The following is a 19,663-nucleotide window of genomic DNA, read 5'->3' as shown; positions in this document are numbered from 1 at the left end:
ATGAAGTGGGGAGTTTTATTGGGTCTGTGTTATCTGCTTATTGCTTGTACTAATCAATCAATACAAAAAGCACCTGCGCTATTCTTAAACCCCACAAGCACGAGTACTGGAATCACTTTTTCAAACAATCTCACAGAAACAGACAGTCTCAATATACTCGACTACTTGTACTTCTATAATGGTGGTGGCACTGCTGTAGGAGATATTAACAATGATGGATTACCCGATATCTACCTCTCTGGAAACCAAGTAAAAAATAAGCTCTACCTCAATAATGGCGACCTTACATTTAATGATATCTCGGCTAGTGCTGGCGTAGAAGGCAAAAGCTCTTGGAGTACTGGTGCAATAATGTTTGACGCAAACTCAGATGGACTATTAGATATCTATGTGCGTGCCGTAGTAGGCATAAATGATTTCCAAGGACACGACGAGCTCTTTATAAATAATGGCGATGAGACCTTTACAGAGCGTGCTGCAGAGTTTGGCCTTGATTTTCAAAATTATGGCACCACAGCTGCCGTTCTTGATTATGATAAAGATGGTGATCTGGACTTGTATATACTCAACCATGCGGTACATACAGAATCCTCATTTGGTCATGCCGATTTACGCCTAGAACGCAACGAATTTACGGGAGACAAGCTTCTTAGAAATGACGGAAATACCTTTACAGATGTCAGTGAAGAAATGGGCATTTATGGCGGTATTAATGGGTATGGCCTAGGTATTTCTATTGCAGATTTTAATCAGGATGGTTATCCAGATATATACGTAGGTAATGACTTTCATGAGGACGACTATTACTATATCAATGAAGGAGGATTACGCTTTCGCGAAAGCTTAAAAGAGCAATTCCCACATACCTCAAGATTTTCAATGGGTAATGACGTAGCCGACATTAATCATGATGGTTTTCCTGATCTCATGTCGCTAGATATGTTGCCAGAAGATGAGAACGTCCTAAAGGCATCCGAAGGTGATGATAACATCCAGACACAAAAACTGCGTACAGAACGTTTTAGTTATCACTACCAGTTTACCCGCAATATGCTATTTATAAATCAGCCAGGGTATCAATTTCAAGAACGTGCACTTTCCTCAGGAGTTGCGGTGACAGACTGGAGCTGGAGTGCTCTCTTTGCAGATTTTAATCAAGATGGGAATCAAGACTTATTTATTTCAAATGGCATCCCAAAACGCCCTAATAATCTTGATTTTATTAATTTCATTTCTAGCGGTAAGATTCAGAACAGGCTAAACGAGACTAGGCTTTTAGATAACGAAGCTCTTAATCTTATGCCTAACGGTGCTTCACATAATTATGTCTACCAAGGAAGTAAAGACCTCGTATTTACAGACCAATCTGGAGTATGGATTGACAAAAAACCTACGGTGTCTGGTGCATCTGCGCTTGCAGATTTTGATAATGATGGAGACCTTGATATCGTTGTTAATAACATTAATCAAGAGGCAACTATCTACGTGAACCAAACTGATACTACAGCAACTTACTTAAAATTAAAATTTGAGTATTCAAATGATAATCCGCTAGGTATAGGCACTAAGGTTTTTGCATATCAAAATGGAACGTTACAGTATAAAGAGCTGTATACTGCACGAGGTTTTCAGGCATCCTCTGAGCCCATTGTTCACTTTGGTTTTAAAAAGAATACTACAGTAGACTCGCTTCGTATTATTTGGCCAGATAACAAGCAGCAAGTATTCTACGATATTCCTACAAACCAAACATTGTCCTTATCACCGCAAAACACAACCACTTTTGACTATAGTTTACTTCAAATAAAAAGCAAGCCACTATTTACTAAAGAAGCAGGAAATCTAGGTATAGACTATGTACACAAGGAAGATGCTTATATAGATTTTAACAGGCAGCAATTAATACCTTATCAGATATCTGACCGTGGTCCTGCAACGGCAATTGGTGATATAAATGGTGATGGTATTGAAGACGTCTACTTTGGAAGTTCTAAGTTTACACCTTCGGAGGTTTATGCTGGAGGAAATAACGCTTTCGCGAAAGCGTACTCAGCCCCATTAAAATCGCTTTCAAAAACAGAGGATGTGACAGCTACTATCCTTAACAAGGAAATTATCGTGGGTACGGCAGGAGGTGATTTTTCTGAAGTGAACGAGGCTTTAGAAAACTATTATTTAAAAGTATCAGACACCTTAACCATGGAGATGTCAGGCATACGAGCTAACACCTCAATCATCATTGCAAGTGATTATGATAATGATGGAGATGAGGATCTCTTTGTAGGTAATTATGCCGTTACAGGTGACTTTGGAAAAGTTCCTACATCGTTTCTTTTAAAGAATGATGAAGGTAAGTTTGTCAAAGATCAAGACAACCCTCTAGGCAAGATAGGCATGGTTACAGATGCCGTATGGACAGATTTTAATAACGATGGCGCCGAAGATTTAATTGTCATAGGAGAATGGATGCAGCCACTTTTTTACAAAAATGAAGATGGCATTCTTAACAAAAAAGAAGTACTAGACGCTACGCTCAATGGTTTATGGCAAAGCATACAACCGTTTGATATGGATCATGATGGTGATATGGATTACCTTCTTGGCAACTGGGGAACAAACAGTAAGTTTACAACATCTACAGCGTTTCCCATGACAATGTATTATTCAGATTTTGATAATAATGGGCAAACAGAAACTGTTGTTACTACGGCAAAAGACGGAAACTACTACCCTATTAAAAATCTTCAAGAGCTAGGAGCTCAACTTGTATTTCTCAAAAAGAAATATGCAAATAATAATGACTTTGCTGGAGATACCGTGTCCCAAATTTTTGGAGATAGAGCACTTAATACCGCTCAGCGATTTGAAGTAAACACCTTAGCCTCCGGATATTTAAAAAATGAAAAAGGAATTTTTACTTTTGTACCTTTCACTGGTGTATTGCAAGTAGCGCCTATTATGGATTTCGTAGTTTACGACTTTAATGGCGATGGCCGCGAGGAAGTACTGGCTGGAGGAAATTATTTTGGCACAAAACCATATCACGGCAGGCTAGATTCATTTTCGGGGGCACTCATAGCATCCGAAAATAAAGTAACTTTAGGATATGAACTAGGTCTAGATTTTGCACAAAAATCGATAAGACATTTAAACATTATAACCGTTAACAATATCTCATACTTGCTCGTAACTTTCAATAACGAAGCCGCACAGGTTTATAACATACAAATCCCTGATTAATGAAAACAGCATACCACTTTCTTATAGTTGTCCTTATTACTACATGCATCACTTCTTGTGCGTCAAAAGATGAGCCTATTGTCATTACTCCAGAGCACTTTCATAATGCAATAGATAAGGTTACCGAGGTTATTATACACGACATTTTCTCACCACCTGTTGCGAGTCGTATTTATGCGTATCCTAATATTGCAGCTTATGAAATACTAGCCGTAAATGATACTGAATTTAACTCTCTATCTGGACAACTAGCAGGCCTTAAAAGTATTCCAACTCCATTAAAGGACGCGACTATAAACTTTGAACTTGCAGCACTAGTTGCTCACATGGAAATGAGCAAGCGCCTCATATTTTCTGAGCAAGAAATTGAGACTTATAGAGATAGCCTCTACACAACATGGAAAGAGAGCAATGAAGATGTTTTTATACAGTCTCGAGATTATGGGCTAGAAGTAGCAAGCCATATAGCACAATGGATGGATGGAGATAATTATAAACAGACGCGTACAATGTCTAAATTTTCTGTGTATGCAGATGAGCCTTCTCGCTGGCAACCTACGCCTCCAGCATACATGGACGGTATAGAACCACACTGGAATAAAATAAGACCATTTACACTTACATCTGCAGATCAATTTAAGCCTGTACCGCCACCTGCTTTCTCACTAGAAGAAGATTCAGATTTTTATAAGGAGCTTAAAGAGGTTTATGATATAAGCACGCAAATCACAAAAGATGGTGACACCTCAGATGAGATTGCGATTGCTCAGTTTTGGGATTGTAATCCATATGTATCTGTAACTCGTGGTCACTTAATGTTTGCTACCAAGAAGATTACTCCTGGAGGTCACTGGATAGGTATCACAAAGATTGCTTCAAAGAAGGCAGGTTTTGATGTAATGAATACATTACATGCTTATGCAAAAACATCTATCGCTATGAACGATGCGTTTATTTCTTGCTGGGATGAAAAATATCGATCTAATCTGATACGTCCAGAAACACTAATCAACAATCACATAGACGACTCGTGGAAACCTATATTACAAACGCCTCCGTTTCCTGAGTATGTGAGTGGGCACTCTGTAGTATCTGGTGCAGCATCTGAGACATTGACTAGCATTTTTGGCGATGACTTTTCTTTTGATGATGATACAGAAATAGCATACGGACTTCCAGTGCGTAGTTTTACTTCCTTTAAAGCCGCAGCTGAAGAGGCTGCTATAAGTAGAATGTATGGTGGTATTCATTATCGTGCTGCAGTAGCAGTAGGGCTAGACCAAGGTCAAAAACTAGGCAAATTTATTGTCTCAACACTTGAGATGAAAAATGAAACAATGGTTGCAACTAACTAAGTTTTGAAATAATGAAAAAAATCATAGCTGTATTACTTATTGGTTTCATTGCAGTCTCTGGGTGGTATTTATTTCTGAAACCAGGAGACTTTACTGCAAAAATAAAAGCCAAAGGAAACCTAGGAACCATCGAGCAGTTTACAAAGAATTGGAATGACAATGCGGTAACAACTGCATTCGTTTTAGAAAAGAACAATCGTACTCAGATTGATCAAAAATATATCATACACGATTCGGTACATCTATATATGTGGAATATAGAAAGATTAAATGATACTGTTTCAGAGATAAAAGTACATGTAAAAGACAGTGCTCATAGCTTCCAGAATAGGCTTCAAGGACTATGGCAACAAACTAGCTTTGAAAAAAACACTAGACAGACCATTCTCGATTATAATGAATCATTACAGCAACATCTCAAAGATATAACTATCACTATAAATGGCGAGGCTACATTACCTGCAAAGCACTATGCCTATACAGAATATGAGGGGCTGCAAGCTTTTAAAGTAACAGGCATGATGAGAGACATCACCTATCTACAAAATACAATGGCTGGGTCAAACGCTACATTAGATGGCCCGCCATTTATAAAAATCACCCATTGGAATCGAGAAACAGATAGCATTAAATATCAGTTTGGTTTTCCAATAATACCTTCGGACTCACTTCCTCAAGTAGCAGACATAAAATATGGAAACACTAAGGGTCAACAAGCTCTTAAAGCTACCTACAATGGCAATTATCTCACATCAGATAGAGCTTGGTATGCGCTTATAGATTATGCAAAAACTAACAATATAAAAATAGATCCAAGGCCTACAGAAATTTTCTATAACAATCCTAACATGGGTGGCGATGCTAGTAATTGGAAAGCAGAAATCTTCATTCCCATAATTGATTAATATGTCGGACTTCTATGATGACCAAGATTTTGAATCCATCGACTTCACCTTACAATCCTTTAAAAAAAGTGAGTATGACAATTGCACATTTACAGACTGTAACTTTGAAAATCTTCATGTCTCAAATACAAGCTTTCTAGAATGTACATTCATAGATTGTAACCTTACTAATGTAAAATTTGGCGGCACCACTCTCAATCAAGTTATATTCGATTCGTGCAAGTTATTAGGCGCAGATTTCAGTGTTTGCCAGCCGTTTATGTTAGATATACGCTTTCGCGAAAGCATACTACAGCTAGCAAACTTCACACAATTACCTTTAAAAGGAACATCTTTTACTTCTTGCCAAGTTACAGAAGTAGATTTTACTGGTGCAGATTTATCACAGGCCACATTTACTGGGTCAACATTGAGTAAAACTATTTTTGACAATACAGATCTTACTAAAGCAGATTTTATAGAAGCGCTCGATTTTACTATTGACACTACGAATAACAATATGAAAGGCGCTATGTTTTCTAAGGATAACTTAGAAGGACTCGTAGCACACTTACAGCTCAATCTTAAGTGAGATTTGTAATACAGAAAATAGGGTAAATGCCCCTACTGAAAAGCTATTCCTCAAACTATATTTACATCAATAATCAATGAGGGATTAAATTGGGGGATTTATAAACTCATATAGCCACACTAACGTGTGGCTTTTTATTTTATGTACCTTAGTTATGGAAAAACACAACTATGCGTAACATACTTTTTGGTGCAATACTCACCTTACTTATTGTTTTTGGCTTACGGTATTGCGAGCATTCTCAAAGTGAGAAAGAACAGCTACGAGCAAATACCGCTCTTATAGAAAAACAAATCAAAAATGTAGGTAAGCTCATCGTTACAGAAGGTAACTATGCCCAAGTTTTTACCTATGAAGATTCAAAAAAATTCTATGTAGATGTGCTATCTGCCACAAAAAAAGCATTAGTGGTAGTAAATGCCGAAGCAACCATTGCCTACGATCTTTCTAAAGTTACTACAGAAATTGATGAGGTCACAAAAACCGTAAGCATTACCTATATCCCAGAACCTGAGTTGAAAATTAATCCTAATATAGAATATTATGATGTGCAGCAGGACTACCTCAACCAGTTTAATGCTCGAGATTATAATATCATAAAATCACGCGTTCAAAAAGGACTTGAGAAGGAAATTAAAAATTCCACCCTGTACACAAATGCACAAAACAGACTCATATCTGAGCTATCTAAAATTTATCTTCTTACTAGCTCACTAGAATGGACGTTAGAATATAATGGCAATATTATAGATGACGCACATCCTATTAAACCATAATAAACTTGTTCCATAAAATAAAAAACGCATCATAAAGTGAATCTCTATGATGCGTTTTTGAGTATCTATAAAATAACTTATGCGCTTATTGTTTCCTTATTACCATTTACAATAATATCTAGTGCTTCTCCACTCATAAGAGTAAATGTTGTCTCACTCTTGTTTACCTCAACTTTGAGAATCTGTCCTCTAAAGTTTACTTTGAAAGAATAAGCTTCCCATGCATCTGGAATTTTAGTTTCAAAAGATAGTGTGTCATTTTTCACACGCATTCCCCCAAAACCTTCTACCACACTCTGCCAGGTTCCAGCCATACTCGTGATATGTAAACCTTCTTCTACTTCTTTATTATAGTCATCTAGATCAAGCCTTGACGTGCGTAAGTAGAATTCATATGCCTGATTCATCCTACCTAGCTTAGCAGCCTGTATAGCGTGTACACATGGCGACAGCGAACTTTCATGTAACGTAAATGGCTCATAGAAATCAAAGTGCTTTTCTAGATTTTCCTGAGTAAAATGATCTTCAAAAAAGTAAAAACCTTGTAGTGTATCTGCTTGTTTAATGTAAGGCGAACGCAAGATGCGATCCCAAGACCATTTTTGATTAATAGGTCGGTTGGATTTTGGTAAATCTGCTACGGTGATTAACTCTTTATCTAAGAAACCATCTTGTTGTAAGAATACGTCATGCTCTTCAGAATATGGGAAATACATCTGTTCTGCTGTAGATTTCCAAGAGAGCATCTCGTCGTAAGACAGATGAGTTTTACCAGATATACGTGACCAGTCTTGCTTTTGAGTATCTCTTATCAATTCAGCTTTCGCGAAAGCGAACTCCATACACCACTTTGCAATATAATTTGTAAACCAGTTATTGTTTACGTTATTTTCATATTCATTAGGCCCTGTAACTCCTAGTATCACATAGGCATTCTTAGCTTTAGAAAAAGTAGCTCGCTGTCTCCAGAAACGTGCTACAGCTATGATCACTTCTAGCCCCATTTCTGGAATATAAGTAGTATCGCCTGTGTAGCGTTCATAGTTATAAATAGCATATACCATAGAGCCGTTACGGTGTATCTCCTCAAAGGTAATCTCCCACTCGTTATGGCACTCTTCCCCATTCATTGTGACCATAGGGTATAATGCAGCACCTCCCGAGAAGCCTAACTTTTCTGCATTCTCAATAGCTTTATCCAGCTGCTTATAACGATAGGTAAGCAATTGCCTAGCCACTTGTTGATCCTTAGTCGCCATGTAAAATGGAATACAATACGCTTCCGTATCCCAATAGGTTGATCCTCCATACTTCTCTCCAGTAAATCCTTTAGGACCTATATTAAGACGGCTATCTTGTCCCGTGTATGTCTGATTGAGATGAAAGATATTAAAGCGTATACCTTGTTGCGCCTTTACATCACCATCTATGGTGATATCAGACATTTCCCAAGTTTGTGCCCATGACTCCTTTTGAAGTTGTTGTAAAGTATCAAAACCAACTGTAGTGGCCTCATTAAATACGGTCGTAGCAGCGTTTACAAGATTATCTTGTTCATGATTAAGGCTACTTACATATCCTCCTAATTTATGAATACTAAAAGTTTCTCCTTGAGAGATTTCCGTCTCATAAACATGACCGATATATGTTTCGGTAGTGTTAGTACGCTTTCGCGAAAGCGTAACCTCCCTGCCATCTATATTAAATCTATTATGCATCATAGTGCACACATGAAACTCTGTTTTCATGGTATGTGCCGTAATAAAAGCCATATCACCATCTTCTGAAACCTCTAGCGTGTTCCAAAACTTATCATCCCAATTAGAATCTTCATTAGTGATACCACTATCCAAGTAAGGCTCATAACTTATTGTGGCATCTCCATTAATAGGTGTTACCTCGTAGTTAATAGCACCTATTTCATCCATTTTCATGCTCAAAAAGCGAGTAGACTTTACTGTAATCTCTACATCATTTTGTAAGGTCGCCTTAAAGCTTCTGTACAATACACCGCTTTTCATATCAAGTTCGCGACGGAAATCTTTCACCTCTTTACACGTATGTAAATCTAGGCTCTCACCATTTACTGTCACTTTTATGCCTATCCAGCTAGGAGCATTGAGCACCTTTGCAAAGTACTCTGGATATCCATTTTTCCACCAGCCTACACGAGTTTTATCTGGATAATATACACCTCCTATATAACTTCCTTGAAAAGTGGCTCCACTATAATTTTCTTCAAAATTTGCGCGTTGTCCCATGGCTCCATTACCCAGTGCCATTAAACTCTCTGAAGATTTTACGTTATCTGGGTTCCATCCCTCTTCTATAATGGACCAACTATTTGGTGTGATATAATCTATATGCATACTCTCAATAAAATTTTAAATAATAGTCCTCACCCTACAAATTAGTGCGGCAGAACGTTTATTAAATAAATTGTTGTTTTTCTAGTAGTCTTATGCTTCAATAAGTGAAGCTAAAAATGCTTCACTCATTTCTTTAAAGTCTGCAAATACATAATCTGCTTCATGTAATACATCTTTTTCTCCTATACCTATACTTACCATTCCAGCAGCATTTGCCGCCTGTACTCCCGCAATAGAATCTTCAAAAACAATACAATCTGTACGTTCTATTTTTAAAGCTTCTCCTCCTTTTAAAAATACTTCTGGATCTGGCTTTGCAGCCGTCACATCATTACCATCTACTATAGCTTCAAATTTCTGTATGAGATTAAGCTTTGTTAAAATGGGCCTAGCGTTTTTACTAGCACTACCAAGAGCGACACCTTGATTCTTTTCGTGTAAAAAGTTTAGTACACGTACTACATCTGGAAGAATCTCACTATCATCCATTGCCTCTATATATTTGAGGTATTCTTCATTCTTCTGTATAAGCCAGCGTTCTTTTTGTTCTTGCGTAGCTTCATAAGATGCCAGATCTAGCAGAATTTCAAGCGATTGTACACGGCTAACTCCTTTAAAAAGTTCGTTCTGTTCTTCTGTAAAATCAAAGTTCATTTCCTTAGCGAGATTGCGCCATGCCAGGTAATGAAATTTTGCTGTATCTACTATTACGCCATCTAGGTCAAATAAAAATGCTTTTTTTTTCAATGTCAAGTTAGTTTCATGCCTATTGGTTTATGGATAAACCAATCGCTTTTGTTGATTTTAATTTTTCGCGAAAGCGATACTATTTAATTCGCTTCGTACTTTCTCGTTCTACAAGACTCGTTTCTATATAAGCCGTTGTGTATTCCTCTATTTCCTCTTCTGGACGTTCTAATTTATTGATAAGAAGCTCTGCTGCCTTGCGTCCCATTTGCTCTCCATGCTGACTTACCGTAGTCAAGCTAGGTACAAAGTGCTTAGACAACTCACCATCTGAGAAGCTCACAATACCAACGTCATTAGGTATTGATTTACCTGCCTCCATGATATATTTGGCAGCAGTTACTGCAAATATCTCGTTTATGGTAAACACGCCATCTATATCTTTTCCTTTTAAGAAATGCTTGATGCGCGCCATAGTCTTATCATTAAGATCATCTATTGCGTCTAATTTTAAAATAAGGTCTGTATCTATTTTTATTCCAGCAGACTCAAGCGCTTCTATATAGCCTTTGGTTCTTAGTTTTCCTACTGTTATATAGTCATCTGTAGTGATGATTGCAATCTTTTTACATCCTGTTCTAATAAGATGATTCACACCTAATTTTGCCCCTTCCCTGTCGTCTATGAGTACCTTATCACATGGTATTTCATCTACTATACGGTCAAACATCACTACAGGCATTCCTTGATCTATTGCTTCTGTAAGATGTCTAAAATCATCCTTTTGCATTGTTTCCTTAGATAAGGATAGGATAAATCCATCTGTACTACCATTTGCGAGTAGCTCCATATTAAGGACCTCTTTATCAAAATCATTATTAGAAAGGGTAATAATCACATTGTAATTGTGCTCTCTCGCCATTTGCTCAACTCCACGTATTACAGTGGTAAAAAAGTGATGTACTATTTGCGGTATAATAATCCCGATAGTGCGTGTCTTCCTGTTTTTAAGACTTAACGCGATATTATTAGGCTTATAATTATACAGCTTTGCAAAGGCTTTAATCTTCTGGCGTGTGTCTTCACTTATCTCTGCACTATCACGCAGTGCTTTTGAGACAGTAGAGATAGAAACATCAAGTTCTTTGGCAATTAATTTTAAGGTGAGTTTTCTTTTCATAATGGTATCGTAAAAATAGGCTTACTAAAAGCTATAGTACAATTTAAACAAATCCTTTTGGGTACGAAAACGATGTATTCTTAATAAGTTATTATATTTATTATCAAAATGTAAATTTTTGCCCTATTTTAGGATGGTTTAAATAGCATTTAGATCATTTTAAATTAATCTACTTGTTCAATTTATGTCTAAAAACTAGTCAAAAAATGAAGCAGCTTCTTATCATTCTTGCACTTTTTACTCTTATAGGTTGTAAAGAAAAAACAATACCTGTAGATGAAGTGGCAGTGGTAGAAGACCGCTTTCGCGAAAATTATCGCCCTCAATATCACTTTACTCCACCCACAATGTGGATGAATGACCCCAACGGGCTTTTATACCACAACGGCACTTATCACTTATTTTATCAGCATTACCCAGAAGACATTGTCTGGGGACCTATGCACTGGGGTCACGCCACCTCAAAAGATCTTATCTCTTGGGAGCACAAACCCATTGCCTTGTATCCAGACGAGCTAGGTCTTATCTTTTCTGGTAGCGCTGTGATGGATATACATAACACCTCTGGCTTAGGTACAAAAGATAATCCTCCTATGGTTGCTATTTTTACCTATCACCTTATGGAGGGTGAAAAAGCAGGACGCAAAGATTTTCAAACTCAGGGTATTGCTTATAGTCTAGATGAAGGTGAGACCTGGAAAAAATATAGTGGCAATCCCGTTATAGGTAATGAAGGAAACATCAAAGACTTTAGAGATCCTAAGGTAATGTGGCACGATGACACTCAGAAGTGGGTAATGTCACTTGTCGCTGGCGATCACGCAAAATTTTATAGTAGCCCAAATCTTAAGGACTGGACGCTTATGAGTGAGTTTGGAAAAAACATAGGAGCTCACGGCGGCGTCTGGGAGTGTCCAGATTTGTTTCCGCTTGAGGTTGAGGGAAGCGATGAGACTAAGTGGGTTTTAATTATAAGTATTAATCCTGGTGCTCCTAACGGAGGTTCTGGAACACAGTATTTTATAGGTGATTTTGATGGCACCACATTTACTACCAACCAAAAAGAAATAAAATGGCTAGACTACGGTACAGATAACTATGCAGGCGTCACCTTTAATGGCCTGCCAGATACAGATCGTACGTTTATAGGCTGGATGAGTAACTGGAACTATGCCCGTGACACTCCTACAGAAGCGTGGCGCAGTGCAATGACGCTTTCGCGAAAGCTTACGCTGCATAAAAACAGCTCTAATGGGTTTTATTTGAAAAACTATCCTGTAGCTTCAATAGATGAATATAGTTATGACACGGTAGAACACGACACTATGAAAAATGGAATGTCTCTATCTAGTAAAAATTATAATGAGCAACGACTATATTTTAAAATACCAGGTAATCTAGATGACTTTGAACTCAACTTTTCAAATGTTAACAAGGAATCTCTTAAGCTAAGTTATGATAGCAGTAAGTCTCAATTTATATTAGATCGCACTGATTCTGGCATTACAGACTTTGAGACTTCTTTTGGAGAAAAGCCACACATAGCACCAGCTATAATTGACAATAAGGAAGATGTAGATTTCACAATAATTATGGATGCCTCCTCTATAGAAATATTTATAGATGGTGGAAGTACTGTGTTTACAGATCAAATTTTTCCTACCACGCCATTTACTGCACTCACATTTACAAGTGAGGATGCTACAATCGCAAATTTAAAAGTGAGTAAAATAAAACGAATCTGGAAGTAGTGTACTAGAACATCACCTCTCACGACCATAAAAAAAAGCATATGAAAGAGATTACAAAATGGAGTATTACCGTAGCCCTTGCCGGCTTTTTATTTGGCTTTGATACCGTTGTTATAAGTGGTGCAAACTCCCCTATTAAAGAACTGTGGAACCTATCTCCATTTATGCATGGTACTTTTATCATGAGCATGGCTTTATGGGGAACGGTAGTAGGTTCTTTACTAGGTGGTTTTCCCACCAAAATATTAGGACGTAAAAAAACGCTATTCTGGATTGGTATTTTATTTTTTGTCTCTGCCTTAGGGTGTGCACTTACTCAAGACCCTTATACCTTTTCTGCCTTTCGATTTATAGGAGGCATAGGTGTAGGAGTATCCTCTGTAGCGGCTCCTATTTATATTACAGAAATAAGCTCGGAGTCTAACCGTGGTAAGCTGGGAGGATTATACCAATTTTGGTTAGTTTTTGGTATTCTCATAGCCTTTGTATCAAACTGGTTACTCAAAGGTGTAGATGGTGCAAACGACTGGAGATGGATGCTAGGCGTAGAAGCAATACCTGCGCTTATTTATACGCTTATGGTAATGAAAGTTCCTAACAGTCCGCGATGGTTAGTTTTACAAAAGAAAGACGATGCAGCAGCGATGCTCGTGCTGCAAAAAATATATAATGGAGCCGCTTCTGCACAACAACGACTTGAGGAAATTAAGCTAGACTTACAACAAAAAACAAGTTCAGAAAATCTATTTCAAAAAAAGTACTCACGTATTTTATGGTTAGGATTTCTCATTGCATTTTTTAATCAGTTATCTGGAATCAACTTTGTGCTATACTACGCACCTCAAATTCTAGAACAAGCGGGGCTAGGAGGAGCCGAGTCACTCTTCAATTCCATCTCTATAGGAATTGTAAATCTTATATTCACTTTTATAGGAGTGCGTTTACTGGATAAATTAGGAAGAAAACAACTTATTATTATAGGTTCCATAGGCTACATTATAAGCCTAGTTATGGTAGGTATATGTTTCCAGATGGAGCTAAGCGCTACATTGTTACTTATATTTATCTGCACATTTGTTGCATCACACGCCATAGGTCAAGGAGCTGTAATATGGGTATTTCTCTCAGAAATATACCCAAATCGCGTGCGAGCCTATGGACAATCATGGGGAACAAGTACCCATTGGGTATTTGCTGCTATCATCACACTCGTGACACCATATTTTATAGATGATAAAGAAGGGATCATGAGGGACCATCTTTGGAATATTTATTATTTCTTTGCAGGGATGATGGTACTCCAATTGATATGGGCAATTACATATATGCCAGAAACAAAAGGACGCACCCTTGAAGAACTAGAAAAAGACCTTGTAGACCATGCCAAATAATCCACTTAAAATTGCCTGTTATGGCGAAATCCTCTGGGATACATTTCCAGACAAAAAACATCTAGGTGGCGCTCCACTCAATGTGGCGTTGCGCTTACACTCTTTTGGAGTAGATGTAGCTATGATTTCCACCCTAGGTAATGATGCTTTAGGCAAAGAAGCACTTGCCGAAATTAAAGAGCTTGGGCTAAAAACCAAATATATTCAACGCAATGATAAGCCTACGGGTCAAGTAACCGTTACTCTTGATAAGAAAGGTGTTGCTTCTTACGAAATAGGAGACAATGCTGCTTGGGATAACATTGCATGGACAGAAGATAATGTAGCAGCAGTTACAAATGCAGACGCCTTGATTATAGGGAGTCTCGTTTTTCGCGAAAGCGTAAATCTTGACACTCTGCTACTTGACGCAGAAGAAGAAATTACACCTCCTGTAAATCTTGAAGCAATAGAAGTACTTATAGAACGATCTAAGTTTACGGTTTTTGACTTAAATCTTCGTGCTCCCCATTACGATCTTGAAGTGGTAGTAGGGCTAATGGAAGCGGCAGATATGATAAAGCTCAACGATGAAGAGCTAGAGCTTGTTGTGCTAGCAATGGGTATAGAAGCCGAGACGCTCGAGGATGAGCTTAAAATGCTTAGTGCAATGACAGAGACTCCTACCGTTTGCGTTACGTTAGGTGCAGAGGGAGCGATGTTATTACATAAAGGTGGCATTCACACTCAAATAGGTTTTAAAACTAAAGTGGCAGACACCGTAGGCGCTGGAGATAGTTTTCTAGCAACCTTAGTCTTTGGTTTATTATCTGGAGAAACGGCAGATGATGCACTTGAGGTAGCTTGTGCTATGGGCAGCTTAGTAGCTGGTAAACCTGGTGCAAATCCAACAGTGCATAATGATGAAGTAAATGATCTACTTGATGATATTTAGTAATCACGCTTTCGCGAAAATTTAAATTCAATATATTTCGTAAGTATACAAAACAACAAAGCCGACTTTTCAAAGGTCGGCTTTGTTGTTTTGTGTCTGAAAGTTTATTGCAAAAGAAAACCTCCCAATTTCTTGAGAGGTTTTTGTACGGGCGAGAAGACTCGAACTTCCACACCGTGAGGCACCAGATCCTAAGTCTGGCGTGTCTACCAATTCCACCACGCCCGCATTTCAATATATCGTCACGTAATAACTTCGTAACGGGGTGCAAATATAATACTTTTTTTTCAATCTCAAAATAAATAATTGAAAAAAATAAATTTTATTCTCTCACTCTATAAATAAATTAGGAGTTTTTAAAATTAACATCTTGATTATGAAAACTGTGAAGCGTTATAAACCAACCTTATCGAATTGTCAAATTCTCCGAAAAAACAACAAGCGTATCTGAACCAGTTCCTGTTAATCGTTGAGCATATATTTCTATAAAGTCTCCGCTGTTCATAGTAACAACCGTGTTTATTGACACAGATTGTATTTGTGTATCATTTTCAATAAGTACCAATGCATCAGAGTCATCAACTACCACCCCATTTTTTGCAATAATAAAACTATAGAAGTCATTACCAGCGTTTGTTACACGAATAGATAGAGATGCATTCACTTGAAAATTCCTGACTTTCTTCCCTTCGTAAATTAATCTATTATTTGCCGGGTTTGATCTAAAACGAAATAATTCTGTATTATCGAAAGCTCCATTACCCACAATTGGAACCGCTGAACTAGTGTTTATAGTTTGTGTAAACCCTGTAGTTATTGCCGAAGTACTATAAAAATTGGCTGTAGATTGATCATCAGTCTCTGTGGGAATACCAGAACAGTTTACGTTCCAATCTGTAGTAAAACTAAAATCTGTGTAACTCCCAGCAGTGTATCTTGACACCAACGTTCCGGCACCTACAAAACTCAATCCATTCAAGCTAGCTTCATTAACAATAATTGGGTTAGCACTAACATCTACTCCTACCTCACCCGCGTCTGCCTCTATCCTACCACTTGCAATTTGAAAATTATTAAAGGTTCCTGAAACAGTCGCAAATGTTCCCGTATTTGAAGTCGTCCAAAATACATTGCTCATAAAGAAAGAGTCTATATCAGAAACATTAAATCCATTATTATTATTCACGTATTGTATTATACTAAAAAACACTGTGCCTAATGAACTAAGTGTACCCATGCTGCTTGCACCAGTAAAGACTGAGTTATTCACTACCAAAAGATCAGACCCCGACCCTGTAATATCAAAAATAGGAGCTCCTCCTCCAGAGATAGTTAAATTTCTTATCCTACCAGCTTCTCCTTGAAAAAGTGCTGCCCCTGAACCATTAACCAATATATCCTGAGAAGAATCTACTCCTTCAATATAGGCACCATTCATATTTATAGGAGCACCCAAAACAATTGTTCCATTAATTTCGTAAAGAAAATTTGAATTTAATAAATAAGTAGAACCACCACCAGCAGCAAGCTCTTCTGCCAGATCTGATGCATCCTTAACTAATTTATAATTTACTCTAGAATTATTAATACTTATTCTCTGCCATCCGCTTTCATAATAATAAAAAGATTCCAAAGTAATATCGTAAACTAACAATCCTTGTGCTGGAGTTGATATGGCTAATCTCTGTGTAGAAGTCATTCTTGGTGTCAATACTCCACCTACTTCAGATTGTATATCAAGAACCGCTGATGGATCAGGACTAGTGGTATTGATTCCAACTTGCGCTGTCATATTCAATGTTAAAAAACAGCCCAGCAAAGACAAAATTGTAATTATATATCTCATGATGTTTTTTTTCAAAAATAAATTTTAACACATAAATTAACGTTGTAATTAACATTATAATCGACCAAATGCACAATATTTTAATGTTTTATTTTTAAATGCATTTTTTAATCGATTTGTTACTTGTAATAATCCGCACAAAATGAAGGTTAAAAAAAGAGGAAACTCTGATTTAAAATTTTACTAATTATTACAGAACTTCTCTTATTTGTACTTTTGAAAAAAATTACTATCAAATGAAAAATGCTAAGGATTACATAACAGAACATAAGGATCGATTTTTAAATGAACTTATTGAGTTATTAAAATTACCAAGTGTAAGCGCAGACCCTGCTTTTGCAAAGGCTACAAATGAAACTGCCGAAACTGTAGCTCAGAGTTTACGAGATGCAGGATGTGATACTGTAGAGATATGTGAGACTCCTGGATATCCAATTGTGTATGCAGATAAGATTATAGATAAAAACTTACCTACAGTGCTTGTATATGGTCACTATGATGTACAACCTGCAGATCCTATAGAACTATGGGACTCACCACCATTTGAGCCTGCGATTAAAAAAACAGATAAACATCCAGACGGTGCCATCTTTGCACGTGGGGCTTGTGATGACAAGGGACAAATGTATATGCACGTAAAAGCGCTTGAGTATATGGTTGCAAATGATAGACTTCCTTGTAATGTGAAGTTTATGATAGAAGGTGAAGAAGAAGTAGGAAGCGCAAATCTCGCTTGGTACGTAGAGCGTAACCAAGAAAAACTTGCAAATGATGTCATTCTTATCTCAGATACAGGAATGATTGCAAATGATATTCCATCTATAACTACAGGACTTCGCGGTTTAAGCTATGTAGAAGTAGAAGTTACAGGACCTAATCGTGACCTTCACTCTGGTCTTTATGGTGGTGCTGTAGCAAACCCTATTAATGTCTTATCAAAAATGATTGCTTCACTACATGATGAGAATAATCACATCACTGTAAAAGGTTTTTACGACAAGGTGGAAGAACTTAGTCAACTAGAACGAGATAAAATGGCGGAGGCTCCATTCTCTCTTGAAAATTATAAAAAAGCGCTAGATATAGATGCTGTTTATGGAGAAAAAGGATACACTACAAATGAACGTAACTCTATACGCCCTACCCTTGATGTTAATGGCATTTGGGGTGGTTATACTGGTGAGGGAGCAAAAACAGTAATCGCCAGTAAAGCCTATGCAAAAATATCTATGCGTTTAGTTCCTAACCAAGACTGGCAAGAAATTACAGAACTATTTAAAACGCATTTTGAAGGTATTGCTCCAGCAGGAGTAAATGTTAAGGTAACACCGCATCACGGAGGTCAAGGTTATGTAACACCTATAGATAATGTGGCTTACCAAGCCGCCGAAAAGGCGTATGAGCAAACCTTTGGAAAAACACCTATCCCGCAACGTAGTGGAGGTAGTATTCCTATTGTGGCGCTTTTTGAGAAAGAGCTTAAAAGTAAAACTATCCTTATGGGCTTTGGTCTCGACAGTGATGCGATACACTCACCAAACGAGCATTTTGGTGTATGGAATTACTTAAAAGGAATAGAAACCATCCCTTATTTCTACCAGTATTTTACAGAGATGCATGGGTAGACTCGTAATTACGCATTGCACACAGCGCCCTGTAAAATTCTAAATACCAGGGCGTTTTATATTAACCGGCATAATATTTGATTCTAATTCCAAAAAATTTTCTATGTACAAGGTGACACTCTCTATACTTTTTATGGTCTTCGCAGTGCAGCAAGTAACCCTTGCTCAGACACTCCCTACAAATACAGAGTTTTATAAAAAAAAAGAGCTCAATATTAACCTTGAAGATTTTAATGGGTCAAAATATCTCGACAATGATTTTCAACTAGGAGTAATTAGTGATAACCTCAGCAAAAAAACATTCCAAGCTTACGTAAGATATGATATTCTAAACGATGTATTCGAAATAAAAGAATCATTATCACAATCTGCTACAACATTTTTGAAAAAGGCCTCTGCTACCTCGGTAAAGATTAATAATTCTGAGTTTACTTACGCTTCCTATCTAACCGAAGATAGCTCTAGAAAACTAGGATATATAGAGTCTTTAGGATCGATTCTAGAGGGTACTTTGTATGCGAGGTACGAAGCCGACTTAAGGCTTCCACAAAAGGCAAAAACTACTTTAGAAAAAAATAGAAAAGGAAAAATAACTATAAAGGAGTATTATATGCTAAAAGATGAAAACTCCATAAAACTAATTAAAGTCAATAAAAAATCAATTTTTGATTTGTTTCCTAAAGCACATAATCAACAGCTTAAAGTATTTTTAAAAGAAAATAAAAATAAGGTTCGCAACGCGAGTGAAATCAAAGCTATTATAGATTTCTCAAATAGTCTGTAATTCTAATAACAAACAAAAACAAAGGGTAGTGTTTAATAACTTTAAGCACTACCCTTTATTTATTCCAGTATATTTCAAAAAAACGAAGCCAGACAATAGACAGAAGCCCATCCCTTACTAATATGAACGAGGGTAATTACGCTTTCGCGAAAGCGTAAAAAGACACTATTACAGACACTTATCTTAAGTTATTTTAACTCTACACTTGTAGAATTAAAATATTATTCTACATTTGTAGAGTACATTCTA

At 37.2% G+C, this 19,663-nt stretch carries 14 protein-coding genes and 1 tRNA gene; 10 read left to right on the top strand and 5 right to left on the bottom strand.

Going from position 1 to position 19,663, the window contains the following annotated elements; genetic code table 11:
* The 5 genes from KRODI_RS07210 to KRODI_RS07190 all read left to right on the top strand — a co-directional run bounded on the left by KRODI_RS07210 (window position 1) and on the right by KRODI_RS07190 (window position 6,847).
* Window positions 1-3,240 (top strand): VCBS repeat-containing protein, encoded by a 3,240-nt coding sequence (locus KRODI_RS07210; protein WP_013750933.1) that lies wholly within the window; start codon window positions 1-3, stop codon window positions 3,238-3,240.
* On the top strand, window positions 3,240-4,595 hold the full coding sequence (locus KRODI_RS07205; protein ID WP_013750932.1) for a vanadium-dependent haloperoxidase: 1,356 nt from the start codon (window positions 3,240-3,242) through the stop codon (window positions 4,593-4,595). The genes KRODI_RS07210 and KRODI_RS07205 overlap by 1 nt, the downstream gene beginning before the upstream one ends.
* Window positions 4,596-4,606: 11 nt before the next feature.
* Window positions 4,607-5,500 (top strand): GyrI-like domain-containing protein, encoded by an 894-nt coding sequence (locus KRODI_RS07200; RefSeq protein ID WP_013750931.1) that lies wholly within the window; start codon window positions 4,607-4,609, stop codon window positions 5,498-5,500.
* Between the two features lies 1 nt (window position 5,501).
* On the top strand, window positions 5,502-6,071 hold the full coding sequence (locus KRODI_RS07195) for a pentapeptide repeat-containing protein (RefSeq protein WP_013750930.1): 570 nt from the start codon (window positions 5,502-5,504) through the stop codon (window positions 6,069-6,071).
* A gap of 170 nt (window positions 6,072-6,241) precedes the next feature.
* On the top strand, window positions 6,242-6,847 hold the full coding sequence (locus KRODI_RS07190; RefSeq protein WP_013750929.1) for a DUF4230 domain-containing protein: 606 nt from the start codon (window positions 6,242-6,244) through the stop codon (window positions 6,845-6,847).
* Between the two features lie 77 nt (window positions 6,848-6,924).
* Here the strand turns inward: KRODI_RS07190 and KRODI_RS07185 are convergent, their stop codons facing one another.
* The 3 genes from KRODI_RS07185 to KRODI_RS07175 form a co-directional block, all read right to left on the bottom strand.
* A complete protein-coding gene (locus KRODI_RS07185) occupies window positions 6,925-9,216 on the bottom strand; it encodes a glycoside hydrolase family 65 protein (RefSeq protein ID WP_013750928.1) in 2,292 nt (763 codons plus the stop codon).
* A 90-nt stretch (window positions 9,217-9,306) separates the two neighbouring features.
* A complete protein-coding gene (gene pgmB / locus KRODI_RS07180; protein ID WP_013750927.1) occupies window positions 9,307-9,963 on the bottom strand; it encodes a beta-phosphoglucomutase in 657 nt (218 codons plus the stop codon).
* Window positions 9,964-10,042: 79 nt separating this feature from the next.
* The gene (locus tag KRODI_RS07175) at window positions 10,043-11,083 is read right to left on the bottom strand and encodes a LacI family DNA-binding transcriptional regulator (protein WP_013750926.1); all 1,041 of its coding nucleotides are present in this window, start codon (window positions 11,081-11,083) and stop codon (window positions 10,043-10,045) included.
* A gap of 206 nt (window positions 11,084-11,289) precedes the next feature.
* On the opposite strand from KRODI_RS07175, the gene KRODI_RS07170 reads away from it, so the two are divergent.
* The 3 genes from KRODI_RS07170 to KRODI_RS07160 are packed head-to-tail and all read left to right on the top strand — an operon-like array spanning window position 11,290 to window position 15,159.
* Window positions 11,290-12,834 carry a glycoside hydrolase family 32 protein gene (locus tag KRODI_RS07170; RefSeq protein ID WP_013750925.1) on the top strand — a complete coding sequence of 515 codons (1,545 nt, stop codon included), beginning with the start codon at window positions 11,290-11,292 and terminating at the stop codon, window positions 12,832-12,834.
* A 41-nt stretch (window positions 12,835-12,875) separates the two neighbouring features.
* Window positions 12,876-14,225, top strand: a complete 1,350-nt coding sequence (locus KRODI_RS07165; RefSeq protein ID WP_013750924.1) for a sugar porter family MFS transporter — start codon at window positions 12,876-12,878, stop codon at window positions 14,223-14,225.
* Complete coding sequence (locus KRODI_RS07160; protein ID WP_013750923.1) at window positions 14,215-15,159, top strand: carbohydrate kinase family protein; 945 nt, start codon at window positions 14,215-14,217, stop codon at window positions 15,157-15,159. The genes KRODI_RS07165 and KRODI_RS07160 overlap by 11 nt, the downstream gene beginning before the upstream one ends.
* 146 nt (window positions 15,160-15,305) lie before the next feature.
* On the opposite strand, the gene KRODI_RS07155 is transcribed toward KRODI_RS07160, so the two are convergent.
* Both KRODI_RS07155 and KRODI_RS07150 read right to left on the bottom strand, forming a co-directional pair.
* Window positions 15,306-15,387, bottom strand: a tRNA-Leu gene (locus KRODI_RS07155).
* Between the two features lie 178 nt (window positions 15,388-15,565).
* The gene (locus KRODI_RS07150) at window positions 15,566-16,951 is read right to left on the bottom strand and encodes a cell wall anchor protein (RefSeq protein WP_237699390.1); all 1,386 of its coding nucleotides are present in this window, start codon (window positions 16,949-16,951) and stop codon (window positions 15,566-15,568) included.
* A gap of 290 nt (window positions 16,952-17,241) precedes the next feature.
* Here KRODI_RS07150 and KRODI_RS07145 point away from each other — a divergent pair, with 290 nt between their 5' ends.
* Both KRODI_RS07145 and KRODI_RS07140 read left to right on the top strand, forming a co-directional pair.
* Window positions 17,242-18,630, top strand: a complete 1,389-nt coding sequence (locus tag KRODI_RS07145) for a dipeptidase (protein WP_013750921.1) — start codon at window positions 17,242-17,244, stop codon at window positions 18,628-18,630.
* Between the two features lie 145 nt (window positions 18,631-18,775).
* Window positions 18,776-19,414: a hypothetical protein gene (locus KRODI_RS07140; protein WP_148235990.1), complete on the top strand. Its 639-nt coding sequence runs from the start codon at window positions 18,776-18,778 to the stop codon at window positions 19,412-19,414.
* Window positions 19,415-19,663 lie beyond the last annotated feature (249 nt).

Source organism: Dokdonia sp. 4H-3-7-5 (assembly GCF_000212355.1).
Classification (GTDB): domain Bacteria; phylum Bacteroidota; class Bacteroidia; order Flavobacteriales; family Flavobacteriaceae; genus Dokdonia.
Note: the sequence above shows the minus strand (reverse complement) of the source record. Positions and strands in the feature narration are given on the sequence as shown.